Annotated in this window: 1 protein-coding gene; it reads left to right on the forward strand. The window is 67.3% G+C overall.

All coding sequences use genetic code 11. The annotated features are described in order from the left end of the window. The coding region (locus tag G3O01_RS45050) for an ISNCY family transposase (RefSeq protein WP_205814014.1) at nt 1–517 on the forward strand (517 nt) is incomplete at both ends.

Consider the following 517-nt stretch of genomic DNA (forward strand, 5'->3'; position numbering starts at 1 on the left):
ACGCAGGGCTGGCGGTGCGGGCCCTGACGATCATCCGCGAGCGCTATGCCGATTTCGGGCCGACGCTGGCGCGCGAGAAGCTCGAGGAATGTCACGGCATCCGGCTGGCCAAGGAGACGGTCAGGCGACTGATGACCGAGGGCGGACTGTGGGTGCCGCGCAAACAGCGTCCGCCGAAGCTCTACCAGCCACGGGCGCGGCGTGCGTGTCTGGGCGAACTGGTGCAGATTGACGGCAGCGATCACCGCTGGTTCGAGGACCGCGCGCCGGCCTGCACGCTGCTGGTGTATGTCGATGATGCGACCAGCCGGCTGATGGCGCTGCACTTCACGGCCACCGAGTCGACCTTCAGCTATTTCGAGGCGACGCGCGCGTACCTCGAGCGCCATGGCAAGCCGGTGGCGTTCTACAGCGACCGCGCGAGCGTGTTCCGCAGCACGTGCGCCGGCAAGACGGGGCGCAGCGTGACGCACTTTGGCCGCGCGATGTACGAACTGAACATCGATACGTTCTGCGC

Source organism: Burkholderia sp. Ac-20365, assembly GCF_017104715.1.
Classification (GTDB): domain Bacteria; phylum Pseudomonadota; class Gammaproteobacteria; order Burkholderiales; family Burkholderiaceae; genus Paraburkholderia.